The sequence below is a fragment of the Mycobacterium sp. 4D054 genome, from assembly GCF_052245755.1.
Classification (GTDB): Bacteria; Actinomycetota; Actinomycetes; order Mycobacteriales; family Mycobacteriaceae; genus Mycobacterium.
The window spans coordinates 33,159-49,449 of sequence record NZ_JBQQCF010000025.1 but is presented as its reverse complement, the minus strand read 5'-3'; the positions used below and the strand labels follow the sequence as shown (position 1 = coordinate 49,449).

The following is a 16,291-nucleotide window of genomic DNA, read 5'->3' as shown; positions in this document are numbered from 1 at the left end:
ACTCGAGGAGGTAGCCACGGTGGCCGAGGCCAGTTCGACCGGACAGCGTCTGCTGATCAAGAACGTGCGAATCTTCGACGGTCTGTCCGACCGGGTCACCGACGGCCACGTGCTGATCGTGGGACGCACCGTCGCCGCGGTGGAATCCTCGCCGATCGCTGAGACGGACGGCACCGCCGTGATCGACGGCGGCGGGCGCACCCTGATGCCCGGCATGAGCGACGCGCACATCCATCTCGTCGGAATGGCCAACACCCTGCTCGACCTGGCGATGGGATCCCAGACCCAGCTGGCCGCCTCGACACTGGCCGCGGCGAAGGACACGCTGCTGCGCGGGTTCACCACGGTGCGCGACATGGCCGGTGACACCGCAGGCATCAAGAAGGTGATCGACGCCCGGCCCGAGCTCGGTCCCCGCATCTATCCCAGCCAGGCCGCGATCTCGCAGACCGGCGGCCACGGCGACTTCGGCTTCGTCTACCAGACCCCGACGGCGCTGGGCGGCAGCGAATCCCGCGCTGAGGAGATCGGGTTCATGCGGGTCGCCGACGGCGCAGACCGGGTGCTCGCCGCGGTGCGCGAGCAGCTCAAGCTCGGCGCGTCGCAGATCAAGCTGATGGTCGGTGGCGGTGCCGCTTCCCTGTACGACCCGCTGTACACGGTCCAGTTCACGGCTCCCGAGCTCCGCGCCGCGGTGCAGGCCGCCGCGGATTACGGCACCTACGTGGCCACCCACGTCTACAACGTCACGGGGATACGCCGGGCCGTCGAAGCCGGGGTGAAATCCATCGAACACGGACACCTCGCCGACGAACCGACCATCGCGATGCTCGCCGAGCGTGGCGTCTGGCTGTCCACCCAGCCGTTCGCCGAACACGACCACAGCTTCCTCAACCCGGACAGCGCCGAAAAGAACCGCGAGATCTGCGCCGGCACCGATCAGCTGTTCGGCTGGGCCACCAAGCACGGGGTCAAGACCGCATGGGGAACCGATCTGCTGTTCGAACCCGACCGCGACGACCTGCAGAGCGCGATGGCAGTCCGGCTCGGCGAGTACATGACCACCGTCGACGCCCTCAAGATGCTCACCTCCGGCAACGCCGAACTGTTCCGGCTGGCCGGCGACCGCGACCCGTACCGGGCGGCCCGTCTGGGTGAGATCACCGTCGGCGCCTGGGCCGACGTGCTGCTCGTCGACGGAGATCCGACCACGGACCTGCGCCTGCTGGGCAATCCGCGGCAGAATCTGGCCGTCATCGTCAAGGACGGCGTGGTCGTCAAGAACCAGCTGGCTGCCCTACCGTGACGGGCGTGACCCCGAAGGTTCCGGAGACGCTGCTCGAGGGTCGATCCGTGATCGTCACCGGCGCAGCCCGCGGCGTGGGCAGGGGCATCACGTCGGCGCTGCTCGCACGTGGCGCGTCGGTGCTGGCCGTCGATCGCGACGAGCAGACGCTGCACGACACCGTGGCCGAGCTCGGCCCGCGGGTTCGACCGCTGGTCGCCGACCTCCGCGAACCGGACTGCGCGCAGCGCATCATCGGCGCCGCTGTGGACGCGTTCGGCACGGTGCACGGTCTGGTGAACAACGCGATCGCCACCAACGAGCCCAAGCCTTTCCAGGACATCACCCGCGAGGACTACGACCTGGTCTTCGACGTGGGTCCACGCGCGACATTCGAGCTGATGCAGGCGGTGTACCCGGTGCTCGTCGGCAACGGGGGCGGCAGCGTCGTCAACCTCGGGTCCGGGTCGGGCACCCTCGGGAAACCGAAGTTCGGCGCGTACGCCGGAGCCAAGGAAGCGATCCGCGGCATCTCCAAGGCCGCCGCGATGGAGTGGGCCAGAGACGGCATCCGGGTCAATGTGGTGTGCCCGTTCGCCGAATCCGACGGCATCCGGTTGTGGCGGGAGATGGCGCCCGAGGCCTACGAACGCAGCCTGCGCAGCGTGCCGATGGGCCGGCTGGGTGACGTCGGCACCGATATCGGTCCTGTGGTCTGCTTCCTGATCAGCGACGAATCGGCCTATGTCACAGCGCAAACCGTCATGGTCGACGGTGGAACCGCCGGCTTCCGTTGAACTGCGACACGCAGTAGACGCCGAGGACCTCGACCAGCGGGGCGATCCTGACCAGCTCGTGGTGTCCGTCGTGCGAGAAAAACTCGAGCAGATAGCTCTCGCGGCCGGCCGGCACGCCGACCCCCAGCACGGCGCGGTACCCGAGCCGGGCCAGCAACGCCGCCTCGGCCCGATCGGATCCGGGGACGTCCGGTCCCGCGATGAACGTGGTGCCCTCGTGAACGGCGCGGGCCGACGCGGGATACGCGGACAGCGGATAGCAGGACGGTCCCAGATCGGTGATCACCGACAACCCGGACTCTGCCCGCCGAACGCAGTCCACGCAGCGCAGCGTGCGCAGCGCGGCGCCGGGCGCGCATTCCGAGATGGCCCAGGCGGCGACCCCGGTGACCTGCTGGACCTGGACGGCGAGCAGTTCCAACGCCAGGGGCAGCGTCAGACCGGGCTGCTCCGAGAGCATGCGGACGACCGTCCCGGGCAGACTCTCGATCGGCGGTCGCGCCTCGGTGACCCGCCGATTCACCGGGGCCGGCACCGTGGTCATCGTCTCGGCGGTGCTGTAATGCGCCGGGCCCTGACGTTTGGCCTCCATCAGCGCAGCGTCGGCGGCGGCCAGAAGTGCGTTGCCGTCCCGGATCCCGGGACCGGCCGCGGCCGCACCCCAGGACACGGTCACCGCAGACGTCACCGTCGACCGGATGGCCGTCGTCGCGTCCATGGCGAAGACCTGCGCCGAGGCCATGGTGGCGTCGGGCAGCAGCACGCAGAACTCGTCCCCACCCAGCCGGGCGGCCACCGCGCCGTCGATCGTCGTGGTCAGACGCTCCAGTTCCCGGGCCACTCCGCGCAGCAGCCGATCCCCGGCAGGGTGGCCCTCCCTGTCGTTGATGCGCTTGAACCCGTCGAGGTCGCACATGAGCGCCACCGTAATCACTGTGTCCCAGTCGGTTTCGTTCATGCGCCGGTCGATGGCCCGCCGGTTGGCGATGCCGGTCAGCGGATCCTCGAACGCGTACCGCCACACTGTGGTGAGCAACTCTGAGCGGCCGATCGCCACCGCGGTGTGCGCGGCGATCGCCTGCAACAGCCGGGTGTCGTCGAGATCGAAGCGGCGCCCGCCGTCTCCGGTCGCGCTGATCTCGCCCCAGACCGAGTCGCCCACCACGACCGGAACGGCCAGACGATGCTGGTGCGGCGAACGATCCCCCACCTCGATCAGCGTGCGCAACGCCCTGCGGTCGCGTTCCCACCGGCTGATCGACACCGACGCCGCACCCAGCGCCGACGCCCCCTGTTCGGCGACGACCCCGAGCACCTCGTCGAAGTGCTCAGCCCGCGAGACGGCGTCGGAGATTCGCAACAACGCCTTGAGCGCAGGCAGACTGGCGGTCGCGTCAGCGATGCGGGTTGCCGTGTCGACGCCGCCGTCCGTCCCACCCTGCACGAAATCCCCCAATCCGCCGGCCAAAGCGGAGCGCCTGTCATGCTACTCACATCCGGGCGGTGTCGTGGCTGGTGAGGCGAGGTGAGCGACCGGTAGCCTGCCGGGCTGTGCAGCCGATACCCGTCATCGCGTTGACCGGCTACCTCGGCGCCGGCAAGACGACTCTTCTCAACCACGTGTTACGCAGCCCCGATGCGCGAATCGGGGTGATCATCAACGACTTCGGCGAACTGAACGTCGACGCTGGGCTGGTCACCGGACAGGTCGACGAACCCGCATCGATCGCCGGCGGGTGCATCTGCTGCCTGCCCGACGAGGGCGGTCTGGATGCCGCACTGGCCCGTCTGGCCGATCCCAAGCTGCGGCTGGACGCGATCATCGTCGAGGCCAGCGGCCTGGCCGATCCGGTGGCGGTGTCCCGGATCATCCGGTTCAGTGGCGTCGATGGGGTGCGGCCGGGCGGGGTCGTCGACGTCATCGACGCGGCGACGCACTTCGACACCGTCGACCGCGACCCCACTCCCCCGGCGCGCTACGCCGCGGCCACCCTCGTGGTGGTCAACAAGCTCGACCAGATCGCCGGGCACGACCGCGACGCCGCGCTGGAGCGCATCGAGCACCGGGTCCGCGCGCTCAATTCCCACGCCTACGTCGTCGGCGTCACCGCTGGACGGGTCGACCCGGCGCTGCTCTACGACGTCGCCGGGGACGCCGACCACATCGGCCAGCTCACCTTCCGCGAGTTGTGGTCCGTCACCGCGACCGACACCCACCACCACACCCATGCTGATTCGGTGACGGTGACCGCAGCAGGCTGTGTGGATCCCGGGGCGGTCATCGATCTGCTCGAGGAGCCGCCGCCCGGGGTGTACCGGATCAAGGGCACGATCGCAGTGCGTTATCGGGCCTCGACGCGGCGGTACACCGTCAACGTGGTCGGGCCGTCGGTGCACGTCGCGGTCGCTCCACCGAACGCACCGGCCAACAGCCTGGTCGCGATCGGGATGCACCTCGACGCGGACGGAACGCGGGAGCAGATGCGCGCGGCGCTGACGCCGGTGGACGGGGCGGCGCCGGCACACGGTGTGCGACGTCTGCAGCGATACCGCAGGCTCAGCATCTGACTCGGCGATACTGACCCGATGGCGGATCGGAACGTTCTCGGCGCACCGTTGGAACCCTGCGGAACCGAACCCATGACCGGGTTCTACCGCGACGGGTGCTGCAGCACCGGCGACGAGGACCTGGGCCGGCACACCATCTGCGCGGTGGTGACCGCCGAGTTCCTCAGGCACCAGCGTTCGATCGGCAACGATCTGTCCACGCCGATGCCGGCGTACCGGTTCCCCGGGCTGGTGCCCGGCGACCGGTGGTGTGTGACGGCGCTGAACTGGCTGCGCGCGCACACCGACGGGTACGCCTGCCCGGTGGTGCTCGCCTCGACACACGAGCGCACCCTGGACTCGGTGCCGCTGGAGGTACTGCGGCGATACGCCGTCGACGTGCCGGACGATCCGGCCGGTTTATGACCCTTTACCTGCGCATCTGCAGTCAATATGATCTTGACCCATGTCACTGAGCCCGACCGCCCGGACCGCGTCGTCTGTTCTGCTCGCCTGCGGTGCGGCGCTGGTCGAGTCGGCGTGCCAGTTCTCGTTCGGTACCGGCGGGCTCGATTACGACAAGCTGGAGAAGGCGATCACCGACGAGCTCAACAGCAGCTACTCCTCGATCGACCAGCAGGTCTCCGGCGTCGAGTGCCCCGAACAGGAGCCGAGCCCGGGTAAGGGCGACACCTTCGACTGCACCGCCGAGGTCGGCGGACAGACCGTCCGGGTCGCGTCCACCATCACCGACGACGACTACAACGTGGACTTCAGCACCAAAGACACGCTGTACGACTTGCCAAGCACCGCAAGCGCATTGACCGATGAGCTGTCGAACCAGCTGCAGTTCCCCGTCACGGTGGACTGCGGTGAGGGGCTCAAGGCCGTCGAGATCGGAAAGACGTTCGACTGTGTCGCCACCGACCAGCAGGGCGAGGAACGGACCGTGCGGATCACCGCGGAACCGGTCGGCGAGAACGACAGCTGGGAATTGCTGGAGTAAATCGCTCGCACCGCCTGGTTAGCTGTTCTCATGGCTTCGGTTCTGACAGTGAACACGGCGACCTTCCCCCTCGACCTCGGATTCCGCACATCCGGAATCGACAAGCGCCCCAGCGCTGAACCCCTGGCCGTGCGCGCCCCGGGTCCCCGCAGAGGCGGGCTCGGCAGCGGCGTCGTCGGCGACTCGGTATGCGACAGCAAGTACCACGGCGGCGACGACCAGGCGGTGTACGCCTACGCCCGCGAGCACCTCGACCGCTGGGCCGGTGAACTCGGCCGCGATCTCACCAACGGCATGTTCGGGGAGAACCTGACCACTTCCGGCGTCGACCTCACCGCGTGCCTGATCGGCGAACGCTGGGCGGTCGGCGACGACGGCCTGCTGCTGGAGGTCACCAGCCCCCGCACCCCGTGCCAGACCTTCGCCAAGTTCCTCGGCATCCGCGGCTGGATCAAGACCTTCACCGCCGCCGGGATGCCGGGTGCGTATTTCCGGGTCATCGAGCCGGGCACGGTTCGTGCCGGCGATCCCATCGAGGTTGTCCACCGGCCGGACCACACTGTGACGATCGGCACAGTGTTCCGCGCGATCATGGGCGAACGGGAGCTGCTGCCCAGCTTGGCGGCCGCGGACGCGCTGCCGGACAAGATCAAGGCGAAGGTCGCCAAGGCGGGCTGACGGCGCCCCACGTTTCACGTCAGCCACCTCGGGAAGGCTGCACAGATATGGACGACGCGATCGAATTGACCTCAGCTACTCATCTCGCCGTCAATGCCGCCTGGATGGCAGGCGCCGTCGCAGCGGGCTACGGGCTCGGCCTGGCCGTGTCGTGGGTGCTGCTGCGGCTGGGCCGTCACAACGCTGTCATGCGCGAAGTGGCTCAGCTGACCCGGATGCCGCTGCGCGCGACCCTGGTGGTCATCGCGGCCACCGTGGCCGTGCGGCGGATCAGCGACGGGCAGGCGGGCTGGCGCGGCTGGCTGGACCACACGCTGGTGATCGCGCTCATCGCGACCCTGACCTGGGTGGCGGTGAGCCTGGTCCGGGTGGTCGAACGCCAGGTGATCTCCCGCTTCGCCGGCGGTGACGAAGGATTGACCGATGCCGACCGGCATCGCCGCAAGATCAAGACGCAGGTCACCGTGCTGCGGCGGCTCGTCGTCGCCGTCGTTGTCATGCTGGGCGCGGCCGCGGCGCTGATGACGTTCCCGTCGTTCAGTGACATCGGCAAGACGCTGTTCGCGTCGGCCGGGGTGTTGACGGTGGTGGCCGGCCTCGCCGCGCAGACCTCCCTCGGTTCGGTGTTCGCCGGTATCCAGATCGCGTTCTCCGACGCCATCCGTGTCGGCGACATCGTGGTGCTGGAGGACGAGTGGGGCCGCATCGAGGAGATCACACTGACCTACGTCGTGGTGCATCTGTGGGATGAGCGGCGGCTGGTGCTGCCGTGCACATACTTCACCAGCACGCCGTTCCAGAACTGGACCCGGAACGCGACCGAACTGCTCGGCACCGTGGAGCTCGACGTGGACTTCACTGCCCCGTTCGAGGAGATGCGCGCCGAACTCGACCGCATGCTGCACGCGAACGAGAAGTGGGACGGCCGGGTCGGCGTTTTGCAGGTGACCGACGCCGTCGACGGGCTCGTCCGGGTGCGAATACTGGTCAGCGCGCCCAACGCCGGCGCGGTGTTCGACCTGCGCTGCGATATCCGCGAGGGCATGGTCGCCTGGCTGCAGCGCTCCAATCCCGGTGCGCTGCCCCGTCAGCGGCTCGAACACCACACCCAGTCCGGCCGCACGGTCGAGACCGCACCGCATGCCGCATCGCAGGCCGACTCGGGACTGTTCAGCGGCAGCGCGCACGCCGAGCGCCGCGGCCGCGCGTTCGATCACGCCGGCAACCCCCCAGAGAGCGTGCTGGCCGGGGTGCGCCACCACGAATGACGGGTGACAGAACCGGGCGCGCGGTGGCCGCCGCCGTGACCGCCGGACGCAACCTCGGACTCGATGTGCGGCACGGCGCGGTGCTCCACGATGTGTTCTCCGTGGTGGTACACCTGCAACCGGAGCCGGTGGTCGCGCGTGTCCCGGTAGTGCTGACCAGCAGCGCCCGGCCCGAACAGCAGAGCGTGCGCCAGCAGCGCGAACTCGACGTCGCCGCGTGGCTGCACGATCAGGGCGTTCCCGTGGTCCCGCCGTCGCCTCTGGTGCCCCGTCGCCCCGTGCGCCGCGACGGATTCTCGATGACATTCTGGGAGCTGGCCGATCTGGCGCCCGACCATGAGCCGTATCGCGGTGCCGGCATGTCCTACAGCGCGGCGCTGCACGCGGCCCTGGCCGGCTACCCCGGCGAGCTGCCGTTCCTGGGTCCGTTCAACGACGGGTTGCCGGAGATGCTCGAGCATCTCGGGACCGTCGACCTTCTGACCGTGGCCGAGATCGATCGGGCCCGCGACGAATTCGCCGACCTTCGGGAGATGTTGTCTGACCGCGCGGCGTTCGCGGCCGCCTTCGGTGGGATTGCGGTGCAGCCGCTACAAGGAGACGCGCCGTCGCACAACGTGATCCGGACGACGTCGGGCATCCGGTTCTCCGACTTCGAAGACGTCACCAGCGGACCAGTGGAATGGGACCTCGCGCTACTGGAGGCCGACGCCGTCGCCGAATACGACGCCGCGGCACGGCGGCGCGGGATGCGCACCAGCGACCCGCAGGTACGGACGACCATGGACCGCGCGCGCCGGCTGCAGTTCATCGGCTGCCTGACCTTGATTCCCCAGTTACCGGTCCTCGCTCAGGGACTGAGCGAGGTCCTCGCGCAGTGGCGGGCTCAGGTGGGCAGCCCGTAGTCCATCGGCGGGCCGTCGGGTCCGACGGCGCCCTGGTCGGCGATCGCGGTGGCCACCGCGACCCCGTCGTGCACGACGCCGAGCACCACGACGTGGCGCTTGAGGGTGCTGGGCCGGCCGATCTGATGGGTGTCGGCGGTGATGCGGAAGGTGGTGGTCTGCCCGTCGGGGGTGCTCGTCGTCAGCGAGTCCTTCGTCACCGCGATCACCTGGCCGGCGCGGTGGATCTGCTGCGGCGCCGGTGTCGACACCGCAGGTTGCCGCGGCGTGGGCTGCGGCTGCGTCTGCGCCACCGAGGACGTCCACAGCCAGCCCGCCGCGCCCGCGGCGACCATCATCGCCGCCGTGGTGAAACGGTGCGTGACCTGGGGGTCCCGGCTCACCTGCCGGTGCCGTGCGCGGTGCTCGATCGTTGCCATGTCGAGGTGTGGTCTACCCCAACCGCGCATCCTGAAACGGATATGCGAGACCGGTGACCGTTTGCCGGCGGCGGTAGGCCCTACCGCCAGGCGAACACCGGTTGCTCGAGTTGATCGACCGGATCGTGCCGCCCCTCCAGGCACAGCCAGCGCAGCTGCAGCAGCACCGCGCCGGTGGGTGCGTGGATCAGGTCGTTGCCGAGCGGGACCTGCACCACGGGCCGGGGGCTCTCGGGAATGCTGATGAACCTCGGTGAATCCTCACGCAGGAGCTGATGCAGCCCGACGCGATAGGCCGCGACCACCTCGTCGGGGGCAGGGCGCGGATCCAGCCGGCCACCGCCCCAGAGCACGACCGGGGTGATCACGTAGCCGGAGCGGGTCGGGTAGTCGTCGAGCAGTCCCAGCACCGCGGTGTCGGGCAGCCGGACCCCGAGCTCCTCGTCGAGCTCCCGCAGTGCGGCCTGGACGACCGTCTCGCCCGGATCCACCCGCCCACCCGGCAGCGCCCATTGCGCCGAGTGTGAGGAGAGCCGAGATGCCCTGCGGCACAGGAAGAACGCCGCACCGCCGGAGACATCGACCATCCGCCCGTCGAGGTCCTCGGGCATCGGCCTGCCCGCAATCCAGTCCTCGACCGGAGCCGGATCCACCCGGTCCTCGCCGACCAGCGAATCGACGAGCACCACCGCGACGGCGGCGTGCCGCTTCGACGGATCGGTCACGGTCCGGCGGTCGTGCCCGGTCAAACGGTGCAGCACCTGATCGCGCAACCGGTCGTCGTAGGAGATCGTCACGGCTCGAGGGTAAACAGCCGCCGGTCACCAGTGGGGAGCGGCCTGAAACCCACTCCGGCCGTTGATCAGTCGCTGCCGAAGAGCAGCGCCACGTTGTGCCCGCCGAAGCCGAAGGTTCCGCTCAGCGCGCAGCCCAGCGGGGCCCGGCGAGGGGCGCCCGCGACGACGTCGAGATCGATCTCGGGGTCGATGGTCTCCAGATTCAGCGTCGGCGGGATCACCGCGTCGCGCAATGCCTGCACCGTCAGCACCGCCTCCACCGCCCCGGATGCTCCCATCGAATGACCGAGCGCCGCTTTCGGCGCCCACACCGCCGGATGGTGGCTACCGAAAACCTTGCCGAGCGCACGCGCTTCGGACAGGTCTCCGTCCCGCGTCCCCGCGGCGTGGGCGTTGACATGGTCCACCTCGTCGGCCGCGACCCCGCCGAGACGCAGGGCCCGGCTGATCGCGGACGCGGCGAGCTCGCCCTCCGGATCGGGTTCGAAGGCGTCGTGGGCGTCAGCGGTCACGCCGACACCGAGCATCCGCGCCAGCACCCGGGCGTTCCTCGCCCGCGCATGCTCCTCGGATTCGAGCAGCAGCAGCGCGCCGGCCTCGCCGAACACCATGCCGTCGCGCGAGGCGTCGAACGGTTTGCACGCCGCCTCGGGATGCTCGTTGTCGTGCGCGAGCAGCCCCTGGTTGTAGAACGCCGCGATCGGCACCGCCTCGATCCTGGACTCCACACCACCGCAGATCGCCATGTCGGCCTCCCCGAGTGTGATCAGCCGCCACGCCTCGGCCACCGCCGCCGCACCGGACGCGTCGGCGGCCATCGGGGCGATGACCCCGGCTTTGGCCTGGCGGTCCAGGCCTACGGCCGCGGCCGGGGCGTTCGGCATGTGCATCTGCACGGCCAGCGGCGACACGGCCCGCATCCCGCGGGAACGGAAGTCGTCATAGGCCGTGACCAGATCGCGGGTGCTTCCGAACGCATGGCTGATCGAGACGAGCAGGCGGCTGGTGTCGATGTCGGGCGTTCCGGCCTGGTCCCACAACCGGCGGTTGAGCACCAGAGCCATCTTCTGCATGTAGGACAGCCGGCGGATCTCGACCTTGCTCAGCTGGGGGTCGAACTCCTCGGTCAGCTGGCCACCGATCCGGACGGGCAGGTCGAACTCCTCGACGAAGGGCGCGTCGATGGTGCGGACACCGCTTCGGCCGGCGATCAGGCCGTCCCACGTCTGTTCGGCATCGGCGGCCAGGGCCGTGGTGGAGGCGACCGCTGTCACCACCACGCCCGGACGCCCGTCACGTCGGTCAAAGGGACCAGCCATCGTTCGCGTCACCCCCACTTATTCCGGTCGGAGACCTCTCACCTCACTCGAGGTTAAACGCACACGGCCGGCACGGGTGTCCCGTGCCGGCCTGTGGCGTGGAAGCGTCAGCTGATGCCGACCACCTCCTGCGCGATGGCGGCTAGGCGGGTCTGCGCCGCGGACACCACACGCTGGCGGTTCTTGTGGGCTTCCTCGTAGGCCACGATGATGCGGATATCGGCCGGATCGGTGAGGTCCTTCACGGCGTTGGCCGCATCGTTGACGTTGAGTTCGTCGTAGCCGGCGATCGGCAGCTCCTCGGGCTCGAGGATGCCGGTCGCACCGCGCGCGGCGTGGATCAGGTCGGCGGCGTCTTCGGCGCCCTGTTCGCGGGTGATGCGCTCGGCGGCCTGCAGCGCCCCGTCGCGGGCCCCGGCGAGAGCCTTGGCGGCCACATCACCGGTCTGCGAGCCGCGCTCGACCAGGTCGGCGACCGTCGGACGCACCGAACGGATCGCTTCGGCGACACGCTCCGCGCCGCGGGTCGACCACGTGAACGGCAGGTTCGCGAGCTTGACGGCCAACCCGGCCACTGCCTGCAGCGGCGTCCGGCGCAGCGCCGCCGGACCGCCGAGGGCGTCCTCGGCGAGCACGGTCGTCAGCCACTCCACGGTCGCAGAGTGCGCGGTGATCAGGCGTCCGGCCAACTGCTCGACGTCCTGCTCCTTCGCGGCGACGGCGAGCGCCTTGACGTAGCGCGACCGGTCCAGCAGCTGGCCTTCGAGCGCGAGGTCACCGAGCAGCGCCTCGTCGAACGGCTCGGCCTGCTCGGTCAGCGCCTTCACCGCAGCGGCGGCGCGACCCAGGAACGGTCCGATGATGTCCGGGAAACCACCCAGCTCGCGAATCGCCTTCTCGATCGCTTCGGCGCGGATCTTGGCGTTCTCGGCGTTCTGGGTCAGTTCACGCCGCACGGCGTCCGTGCGGGCCTGGGAGACCCTGGTCTCGGCGACCTGGATCTCGGTGTGGGTCAGGTCCAGCACGGTGCGTAGCTGCGCGATCAGTGTGGCCTTGATGGATTCGGTCGATTCGACATTCCTCGTCGGTGCGGCCATGTAGTTGTTCACCCCTTGTCTGAGATTGCATTGCTGCGATTTCTTCAGCGCTGTGGTGCGCTCGCTCCTCCGGTTACCCGACCGGCCGGGGTGTCATCGCGTTCTGCGCCCGATGTGAAAAACCCTGCAATACGTGTGGGTTGGCGCGCTGAACGGGTACACCTGCCCGGCTGGAGACGGCGGTCACCCGGTTTGACCGCCCTCGACGTGGGTAAATACGCCGACGTGATGCCGACGCTGGTGCAACCCCGATTGCCTGAACCCCGTGGTCCGATCTCGCTGTCAGTGCTCGAGCAGTTGGCCGAGCGCGCCCCGCTGCGTTATCTGACCCGCGTCGAGACCTCGCTGGCCGACGCCGACCCCGCCGGGCTGGACCTTCAGCTCGCGCTCTACGTCTGCTATGAGCTGCACTACCGGGGCTTCGCCGGGGTAGACGCCAACTGGGAGTGGAACGCCGGATTGCTGTATTTGCGCGGGCGCCTCGAAGAGCTGTTTCTCGAAGACGTCCGCAGGGGTGTCGGCGAGATCGAGCCCGACGTGTCGGCACTCGAAGAGCTCGACAAGCTCTGCGTGGAGCCCGTGAACGGCAGCGGCCCGTCATACCACCTGCGCGACAAGGGCACCTGGGAGCAGATGCGGGAGTACTTTGCGCATCGCTCGCTGTATCACCTCAAGGAGGGAGATCCGCACGCCTGGGCGATTCCGCGGTTGACCGGCCAGGCCAAGGCCTCGTTCGTCGCCGTCGAATTCGACGAGTTCGGCGCGGGCAAGGGTGCGCGCCTGCACCAGCAGCTGTTCGCCGACCTGATGGCCGCCGCCGGGCTGGACACCACCTACCTCGGCTACCTCGGGGACGTGCCGGCCGAAACGCTGGCCGTGGTGAACCTGATGTCGATGTTCGGCCTGCACCGGCGGCTACGGGGTTGTGCGGTAGGGCATTTCGCCGCCACCGAGGTGACGTCCCCGCCGGGATCGCGCCGCATGGTGCAGGCGCTGCAGCGGTTGGGTGCGCCGCAGGAGTGCTGGGCGTTCTACGCCGAGCACGTCGAAGCCGATGCGGTGCACGAGCAGGTGGTGCGCACCGATGTGGTCGGCGACCTGGTCGCCCGGGAGCCGGAACTCGACCGGGACGTGGTCTTCGGCATCCGCGCCTTCGACCTGGTCGAGAACCGGCTGGCCGATCACCTCATGCAGTGCTGGCGCGGCGGGCGGTCGTCACTGCGCCGCCCCCTGGACTGATTCGCAGGCCTGCTCACCGGCGCGCGCCCGGCGCCGGTGACTGGTGTCGCACAGCGGGTAGGTCTTCGATCTGCGGCATGCGCAGATCGCCACCATGAAGCGATCGGATTCCACGGTGCTTCCGTCGGGAAGCTCGATGCAGACCGGGCCTTCGACCATCACCGGTCCGCCCGGCACGACGCGGACCACCCGCGCCCCGGTCACGGCGCGTCCGCGCGGACGACGACGATGCGCTCCTGCCTGCTGCCGCGCGGCAGCAGGCCGGCCTTCATCAGCCACGGCGCACGCGCCATCATCACCGGACCAAATGGAATAAGTTGCTGCGCAATGACTTCGGCCCGCATACCCTGGGCCCGCAAGTCGCTGAGCGTGCGCTTGACGTTCGAGCATTCCGAATGCACGATCAGCATGGTGCCACCCTCGTTCAGCAGCAGAGGCGCTGCCGCACACAGTGGGTCGAGCACCATCCGGCCGTCGGGGCCGGCATCCCAGGCCCGTGACGGACCGGCCATGGCCGGGATCTCCTCGCCGTCCACGTCGGGAGCCTTCGGGACATACGGCGGATTGGCGAGCACAACGTCATAGGGGCCGAATTCCACCGCGCGTGCCCATGATCCGCGGTGCACGTCGATGTCCACCCCGGCTGCGAGCGCATCTAAGCGGGTGCGTTGCACGGCCTTCGGACAGATGTCGAATGCCGTCACCTCGGCGGCGCCGGAAGCGGCGGCGGCGATGGCGACGACACCGCTGCCGGTACAGAGGTCGGCGACCCGTGCTCCGGGCAACACGCCGGCCGCGACGGCGGCGTCGATCAGCAGCTGCGAATCCTCTTGCGGGGGATAGACCTCGGCTCCGAGTTCCGGTGCCTCGAATTCGGTATATGCGCTCGTCACGGATCTTTGATGCCCAATTCCCGCACGTCCAAACGTTTGTCCTGATCGGCGGTGGGAACCCCACGCACCATGAGCATCTGCGACACCTGCGGCAACGACTACGACAAGGCCTTCACCGTGACGTTCCACGACGGGCGGAACGCGACGTTCGACAGTGTCGAGTGTGCGGCGGCTGCGCTGGCCCCAGAGTGCGGGCACTGCGGTTGCCGCATCCTCGGCCACGGGATCGAGACCGACGAAGGCATCTTCTGCTGCGCCCACTGCGCCCGCAAGGACACCAACGCCGACGTCAACGACCGCTATCCGGTTCCCGCCGGCGGGTGACCCCCGGCCGGGGCGTCAGAGCCGGCCCGCCGCGAATGCCGCGCCCTCGTTGGTCATTCCGTTGACCTGGTAAAGGGCGTGCGCGAAGTTCGGTCCGCCGTCCGGCGCGCCGTCACAGATGGTGTCACCGGGGGCACACAGCTGAATCGTCTTGTCGGCGTACAGCGGCCCCACGGTGATGGCCGGGGCGCCGAACTTCTGCAGGAAAGGAGCCGACGGCGTGCCGAAAAGCACCACGGCAGCGACGCGTTCGGCGACCTCCGGCGGCAACGGGGCCGGAGCCGCCGCGGCGGGCACCGAGTCGGGCACTCGGTCGGAGGTCGCGAAACCCGAGACCACCGCGCCCTGCGAGAAGCCGCCGAGCACCAGGCGGGTGTCGGGACAGTCGACCGACATGGTCTGCAGCCGGTTGCCCGCGTCGCGGATACCGTCGATGACCGTCTGGGCGAACGCGACGCGATCGCCGAAATTTGTTGGCCGCGGGGTAGTTCACCGCGTACACGCCGACAGAGCGGGGGCCGGCCTGGGCCCGCAGCGAATCGACGAACGCCTGGCCGACCCCACCCACGCCCGGCGCTTCACTGGTACCGCGGGCGAACACCACCTCGACATCGGGGCACGCCTGGGCCGCCGCCCCCGGTGACCCCGGCCCTGCGATCGCGGTGAACGCACCCATGACGGCCGCACCGGCGATACCTGCTACTCGACTCATTCTCATGGTGTGGTCAGTACCACCGGCTTCGGCCGGTCAAACGGTGGTCACTGCCCCTGGTGCGGTGTGGGGCTCTGCGGGGACTCCCACTTCGACTCAAGCGCCCGCGTCACCCGGGTGTGCCCGGGCAGCTCCACGTCGAATGTCTGACCGTCGTCGGCCTCCAGCGTGAGCAGCAATCCCTCGTCGGAGGATGCGCCGTTCGGGTCGATGTGCACGACCTTGTACTGGCGGTCCTGCGCGTCGGGGGCATCCGGCAGCGGCAACGAGATGAGGTCTCCTGGCGCGACCGAGTCAAGACGGTCGCCGTCTGGCTGGGCAGTCATAGGACAGACCGTACGCGGCAGGCCCGCGGTTCGATCGCCGGCCAATGGGTATCGCTGCCAGCGAGCGAGAGGAGTACATGGCATGCCGAATGAGCTGCAGGGCCGCAAGGTTGCTTTCCTGGCCACCGACGGGGTGGAGAAGGTGGAGCTGGAACGGCCCCGTGAGGCGGTCCACAATGCCGGTGGCACAGTCGAATTGCTGTCGACCAAGGACGGCGAGATCGATGCGCGCAATCATGATCTGGAACCGGCGGGCACGGTCCCGGTGGATCGCGTCGTCGACGGTGCGCGGGTGGACGAATACGACGCGCTGGTGCTGCCCGGCGGGACGGTCAACGGGGACAAACTACGGCTGAGCGCGGCAGCGGTCGCGTTCGTCGGCGACTTCGTCCGCTCCGGCAAACCGGTGGCGGCGATCTGTCACGGCCCGTGGGCACTCGTCGAAGCCGACGTCGTCCGGGGCCGCACGCTGACGTCGTACCCGAGCCTGCGCACCGACCTGCGCAACGCAGGCGCCACGGTCGTCGACCAGCAGGTGTGCATCGACGGCAACCTGATCACCAGCCGGTCCCCGAAAGATCTCGACGCGTTCTGTCAGGCCATCACCGACCGGTTCGCGAACACACCTGCCCACACCTGAGCCGCGGCGTTAACCTGGAGGTCATTACCCGGCGTCCGA

At 69.1% G+C, this 16,291-nt stretch carries 19 protein-coding genes and 1 pseudogene; 11 read left to right on the top strand and 9 right to left on the bottom strand.

Going from position 1 to position 16,291, the window contains the following annotated elements:
* The first annotated feature begins 19 nt into the window (after positions 1-19).
* Together ACTWP6_RS18425 and ACTWP6_RS18420 are read left to right on the top strand one after the other, a co-directional pair.
* The gene (locus ACTWP6_RS18425; RefSeq protein WP_260755930.1) at positions 20-1,306 is read left to right on the top strand and encodes a metal-dependent hydrolase family protein; all 1,287 of its coding nucleotides are present in this window, start codon (positions 20-22) and stop codon (positions 1,304-1,306) included.
* A gap of 5 nt (positions 1,307-1,311) precedes the next feature.
* Entirely contained in the window at positions 1,312-2,082 is a 771-nt protein-coding gene (locus ACTWP6_RS18420; RefSeq protein ID WP_443188448.1) for an SDR family NAD(P)-dependent oxidoreductase, read from the top strand.
* Here ACTWP6_RS18420 and ACTWP6_RS18415 read toward each other — a convergent pair.
* Positions 2,048-3,526 carry a GGDEF domain-containing protein gene (locus tag ACTWP6_RS18415; protein WP_443188447.1) on the bottom strand — a complete coding sequence of 493 codons (1,479 nt, stop codon included), beginning with the start codon at positions 3,524-3,526 and terminating at the stop codon, positions 2,048-2,050. The two genes, ACTWP6_RS18420 and ACTWP6_RS18415, sit on opposite strands and share 35 nt — an antisense overlap.
* Before the next feature lie 107 nt (positions 3,527-3,633).
* On the opposite strand from ACTWP6_RS18415, the gene ACTWP6_RS18410 reads away from it, so the two are divergent.
* Genes ACTWP6_RS18410 through ACTWP6_RS18385 form a run of 6 tightly spaced genes read left to right on the top strand, consistent with a single transcriptional unit; the run spans position 3,634 to position 8,486 of the window.
* Positions 3,634-4,650 carry a CobW family GTP-binding protein gene (locus ACTWP6_RS18410; RefSeq protein WP_443188446.1) on the top strand — a complete coding sequence of 339 codons (1,017 nt, stop codon included), beginning with the start codon at positions 3,634-3,636 and terminating at the stop codon, positions 4,648-4,650.
* An 18-nt stretch (positions 4,651-4,668) separates the two neighbouring features.
* On the top strand, positions 4,669-5,055 hold the full coding sequence (locus ACTWP6_RS18405) for a DUF2237 family protein (RefSeq protein ID WP_260755932.1): 387 nt from the start codon (positions 4,669-4,671) through the stop codon (positions 5,053-5,055).
* A gap of 40 nt (positions 5,056-5,095) precedes the next feature.
* Positions 5,096-5,635 (top strand): DUF4333 domain-containing protein, encoded by a 540-nt coding sequence (locus ACTWP6_RS18400; RefSeq protein WP_443188445.1) that lies wholly within the window; start codon positions 5,096-5,098, stop codon positions 5,633-5,635.
* 30 nt (positions 5,636-5,665) lie between these two features.
* A complete protein-coding gene (locus ACTWP6_RS18395) occupies positions 5,666-6,313 on the top strand; it encodes an MOSC domain-containing protein (protein ID WP_260755934.1) in 648 nt (215 codons plus the stop codon).
* Positions 6,314-6,360: 47 nt separating this feature from the next.
* Complete coding sequence (locus tag ACTWP6_RS18390) at positions 6,361-7,581, top strand: mechanosensitive ion channel family protein (RefSeq protein WP_260755935.1); 1,221 nt, start codon at positions 6,361-6,363, stop codon at positions 7,579-7,581.
* Complete coding sequence (locus ACTWP6_RS18385; RefSeq protein WP_443188444.1) at positions 7,578-8,486, top strand: phosphotransferase; 909 nt, start codon at positions 7,578-7,580, stop codon at positions 8,484-8,486. The genes ACTWP6_RS18390 and ACTWP6_RS18385 overlap by 4 nt, the downstream gene beginning before the upstream one ends.
* Here the strand turns inward: ACTWP6_RS18385 and ACTWP6_RS18380 are convergent.
* The 4 genes from ACTWP6_RS18380 to ACTWP6_RS18365 form a co-directional block, all read right to left on the bottom strand.
* Positions 8,468-8,905, bottom strand: coding sequence for a hypothetical protein (locus ACTWP6_RS18380; RefSeq protein ID WP_260755937.1), 438 nt, complete (start codon positions 8,903-8,905; stop codon positions 8,468-8,470). The genes ACTWP6_RS18385 and ACTWP6_RS18380 overlap by 19 nt on opposite strands.
* A gap of 80 nt (positions 8,906-8,985) precedes the next feature.
* Positions 8,986-9,702: an NUDIX hydrolase gene (locus tag ACTWP6_RS18375; RefSeq protein ID WP_260755938.1), complete on the bottom strand. Its 717-nt coding sequence runs from the start codon at positions 9,700-9,702 to the stop codon at positions 8,986-8,988.
* A 65-nt stretch (positions 9,703-9,767) separates the two neighbouring features.
* Positions 9,768-11,021: a KasA/KasB family beta-ketoacyl-ACP synthase gene (locus ACTWP6_RS18370; RefSeq protein ID WP_260755939.1), complete on the bottom strand. Its 1,254-nt coding sequence runs from the start codon at positions 11,019-11,021 to the stop codon at positions 9,768-9,770.
* 107 nt (positions 11,022-11,128) lie between these two features.
* Entirely contained in the window at positions 11,129-12,118 is a 990-nt protein-coding gene (locus ACTWP6_RS18365; RefSeq protein WP_443188443.1) for a ferritin-like domain-containing protein, read from the bottom strand.
* Positions 12,119-12,346: 228 nt separating this feature from the next.
* Between ACTWP6_RS18365 and ACTWP6_RS18360 the strand changes: the two genes are divergently transcribed.
* Complete coding sequence (locus ACTWP6_RS18360; protein WP_260757861.1) at positions 12,347-13,357, top strand: iron-containing redox enzyme family protein; 1,011 nt, start codon at positions 12,347-12,349, stop codon at positions 13,355-13,357.
* Here the strand turns inward: ACTWP6_RS18360 and ACTWP6_RS18355 are convergent.
* Positions 13,334-13,516: a CDGSH iron-sulfur domain-containing protein gene (locus tag ACTWP6_RS18355; RefSeq protein ID WP_260757862.1), complete on the bottom strand. Its 183-nt coding sequence runs from the start codon at positions 13,514-13,516 to the stop codon at positions 13,334-13,336. The genes ACTWP6_RS18360 and ACTWP6_RS18355 overlap by 24 nt on opposite strands.
* 41 nt (positions 13,517-13,557) lie before the next feature.
* Complete coding sequence (locus ACTWP6_RS18350; RefSeq protein WP_260755941.1) at positions 13,558-14,250, bottom strand: HemK2/MTQ2 family protein methyltransferase; 693 nt, start codon at positions 14,248-14,250, stop codon at positions 13,558-13,560.
* A 69-nt stretch (positions 14,251-14,319) separates the two neighbouring features.
* Here ACTWP6_RS18350 and ACTWP6_RS18345 point away from each other — a divergent pair, with 69 nt between their 5' ends.
* Positions 14,320-14,574, top strand: coding sequence for a hypothetical protein (locus ACTWP6_RS18345; protein WP_260755942.1), 255 nt, complete (start codon positions 14,320-14,322; stop codon positions 14,572-14,574).
* A gap of 15 nt (positions 14,575-14,589) precedes the next feature.
* On the opposite strand, the pseudogene ACTWP6_RS18340 reads toward ACTWP6_RS18345, so the two are convergent.
* Both ACTWP6_RS18340 and ACTWP6_RS18335 read right to left on the bottom strand, forming a co-directional pair.
* Positions 14,590-15,292: pseudogene (locus ACTWP6_RS18340) on the bottom strand (cutinase family protein).
* A gap of 41 nt (positions 15,293-15,333) precedes the next feature.
* Entirely contained in the window at positions 15,334-15,612 is a 279-nt protein-coding gene (locus tag ACTWP6_RS18335; protein WP_443188442.1) for a hypothetical protein, read from the bottom strand.
* A gap of 82 nt (positions 15,613-15,694) precedes the next feature.
* On the opposite strand from ACTWP6_RS18335, the gene ACTWP6_RS18330 reads away from it, so the two are divergent.
* Positions 15,695-16,252 carry a type 1 glutamine amidotransferase domain-containing protein gene (locus ACTWP6_RS18330; RefSeq protein WP_260755945.1) on the top strand — a complete coding sequence of 186 codons (558 nt, stop codon included), beginning with the start codon at positions 15,695-15,697 and terminating at the stop codon, positions 16,250-16,252.
* The last annotated feature ends 39 nt before the right edge of the window (positions 16,253-16,291 follow it).

Bases quoted from the DNA above. Each gene is read 5' to 3' on its own strand.
- ACTWP6_RS18355 (WP_260757862.1), bottom strand. From the start codon at position 13,516: ATGGTCGAAGGCCCGGTCTGCATCGAGCTTCCCGACGGAAGCACCGTG.
- ACTWP6_RS18335 (WP_443188442.1), bottom strand. From the start codon at position 15,612: ATGACTGCCCAGCCAGACGGCGACCGTCTTGACTCGGTCGCGCCAGGA.
- ACTWP6_RS18365 (WP_443188443.1), bottom strand. From the start codon at position 12,118: ATGGCCGCACCGACGAGGAATGTCGAATCGACCGAATCCATCAAGGCC.
- ACTWP6_RS18345 (WP_260755942.1), top strand. From the start codon at position 14,320: ATGAGCATCTGCGACACCTGCGGCAACGACTACGACAAGGCCTTCACC.
- ACTWP6_RS18395 (WP_260755934.1), top strand. From the start codon at position 5,666: ATGGCTTCGGTTCTGACAGTGAACACGGCGACCTTCCCCCTCGACCTC.
- ACTWP6_RS18370 (WP_260755939.1), bottom strand. From the start codon at position 11,021: ATGGCTGGTCCCTTTGACCGACGTGACGGGCGTCCGGGCGTGGTGGTG.
- ACTWP6_RS18380 (WP_260755937.1), bottom strand. From the start codon at position 8,905: ATGGCAACGATCGAGCACCGCGCACGGCACCGGCAGGTGAGCCGGGAC.
- ACTWP6_RS18390 (WP_260755935.1), top strand. From the start codon at position 6,361: ATGGACGACGCGATCGAATTGACCTCAGCTACTCATCTCGCCGTCAAT.
- ACTWP6_RS18405 (WP_260755932.1), top strand. From the start codon at position 4,669: ATGGCGGATCGGAACGTTCTCGGCGCACCGTTGGAACCCTGCGGAACC.
- ACTWP6_RS18400 (WP_443188445.1), top strand. From the start codon at position 5,096: ATGTCACTGAGCCCGACCGCCCGGACCGCGTCGTCTGTTCTGCTCGCC.
- ACTWP6_RS18330 (WP_260755945.1), top strand. From the start codon at position 15,695: ATGCCGAATGAGCTGCAGGGCCGCAAGGTTGCTTTCCTGGCCACCGAC.
- ACTWP6_RS18385 (WP_443188444.1), top strand. From the start codon at position 7,578: ATGACGGGTGACAGAACCGGGCGCGCGGTGGCCGCCGCCGTGACCGCC.
- ACTWP6_RS18360 (WP_260757861.1), top strand. From the start codon at position 12,347: ATGCCGACGCTGGTGCAACCCCGATTGCCTGAACCCCGTGGTCCGATC.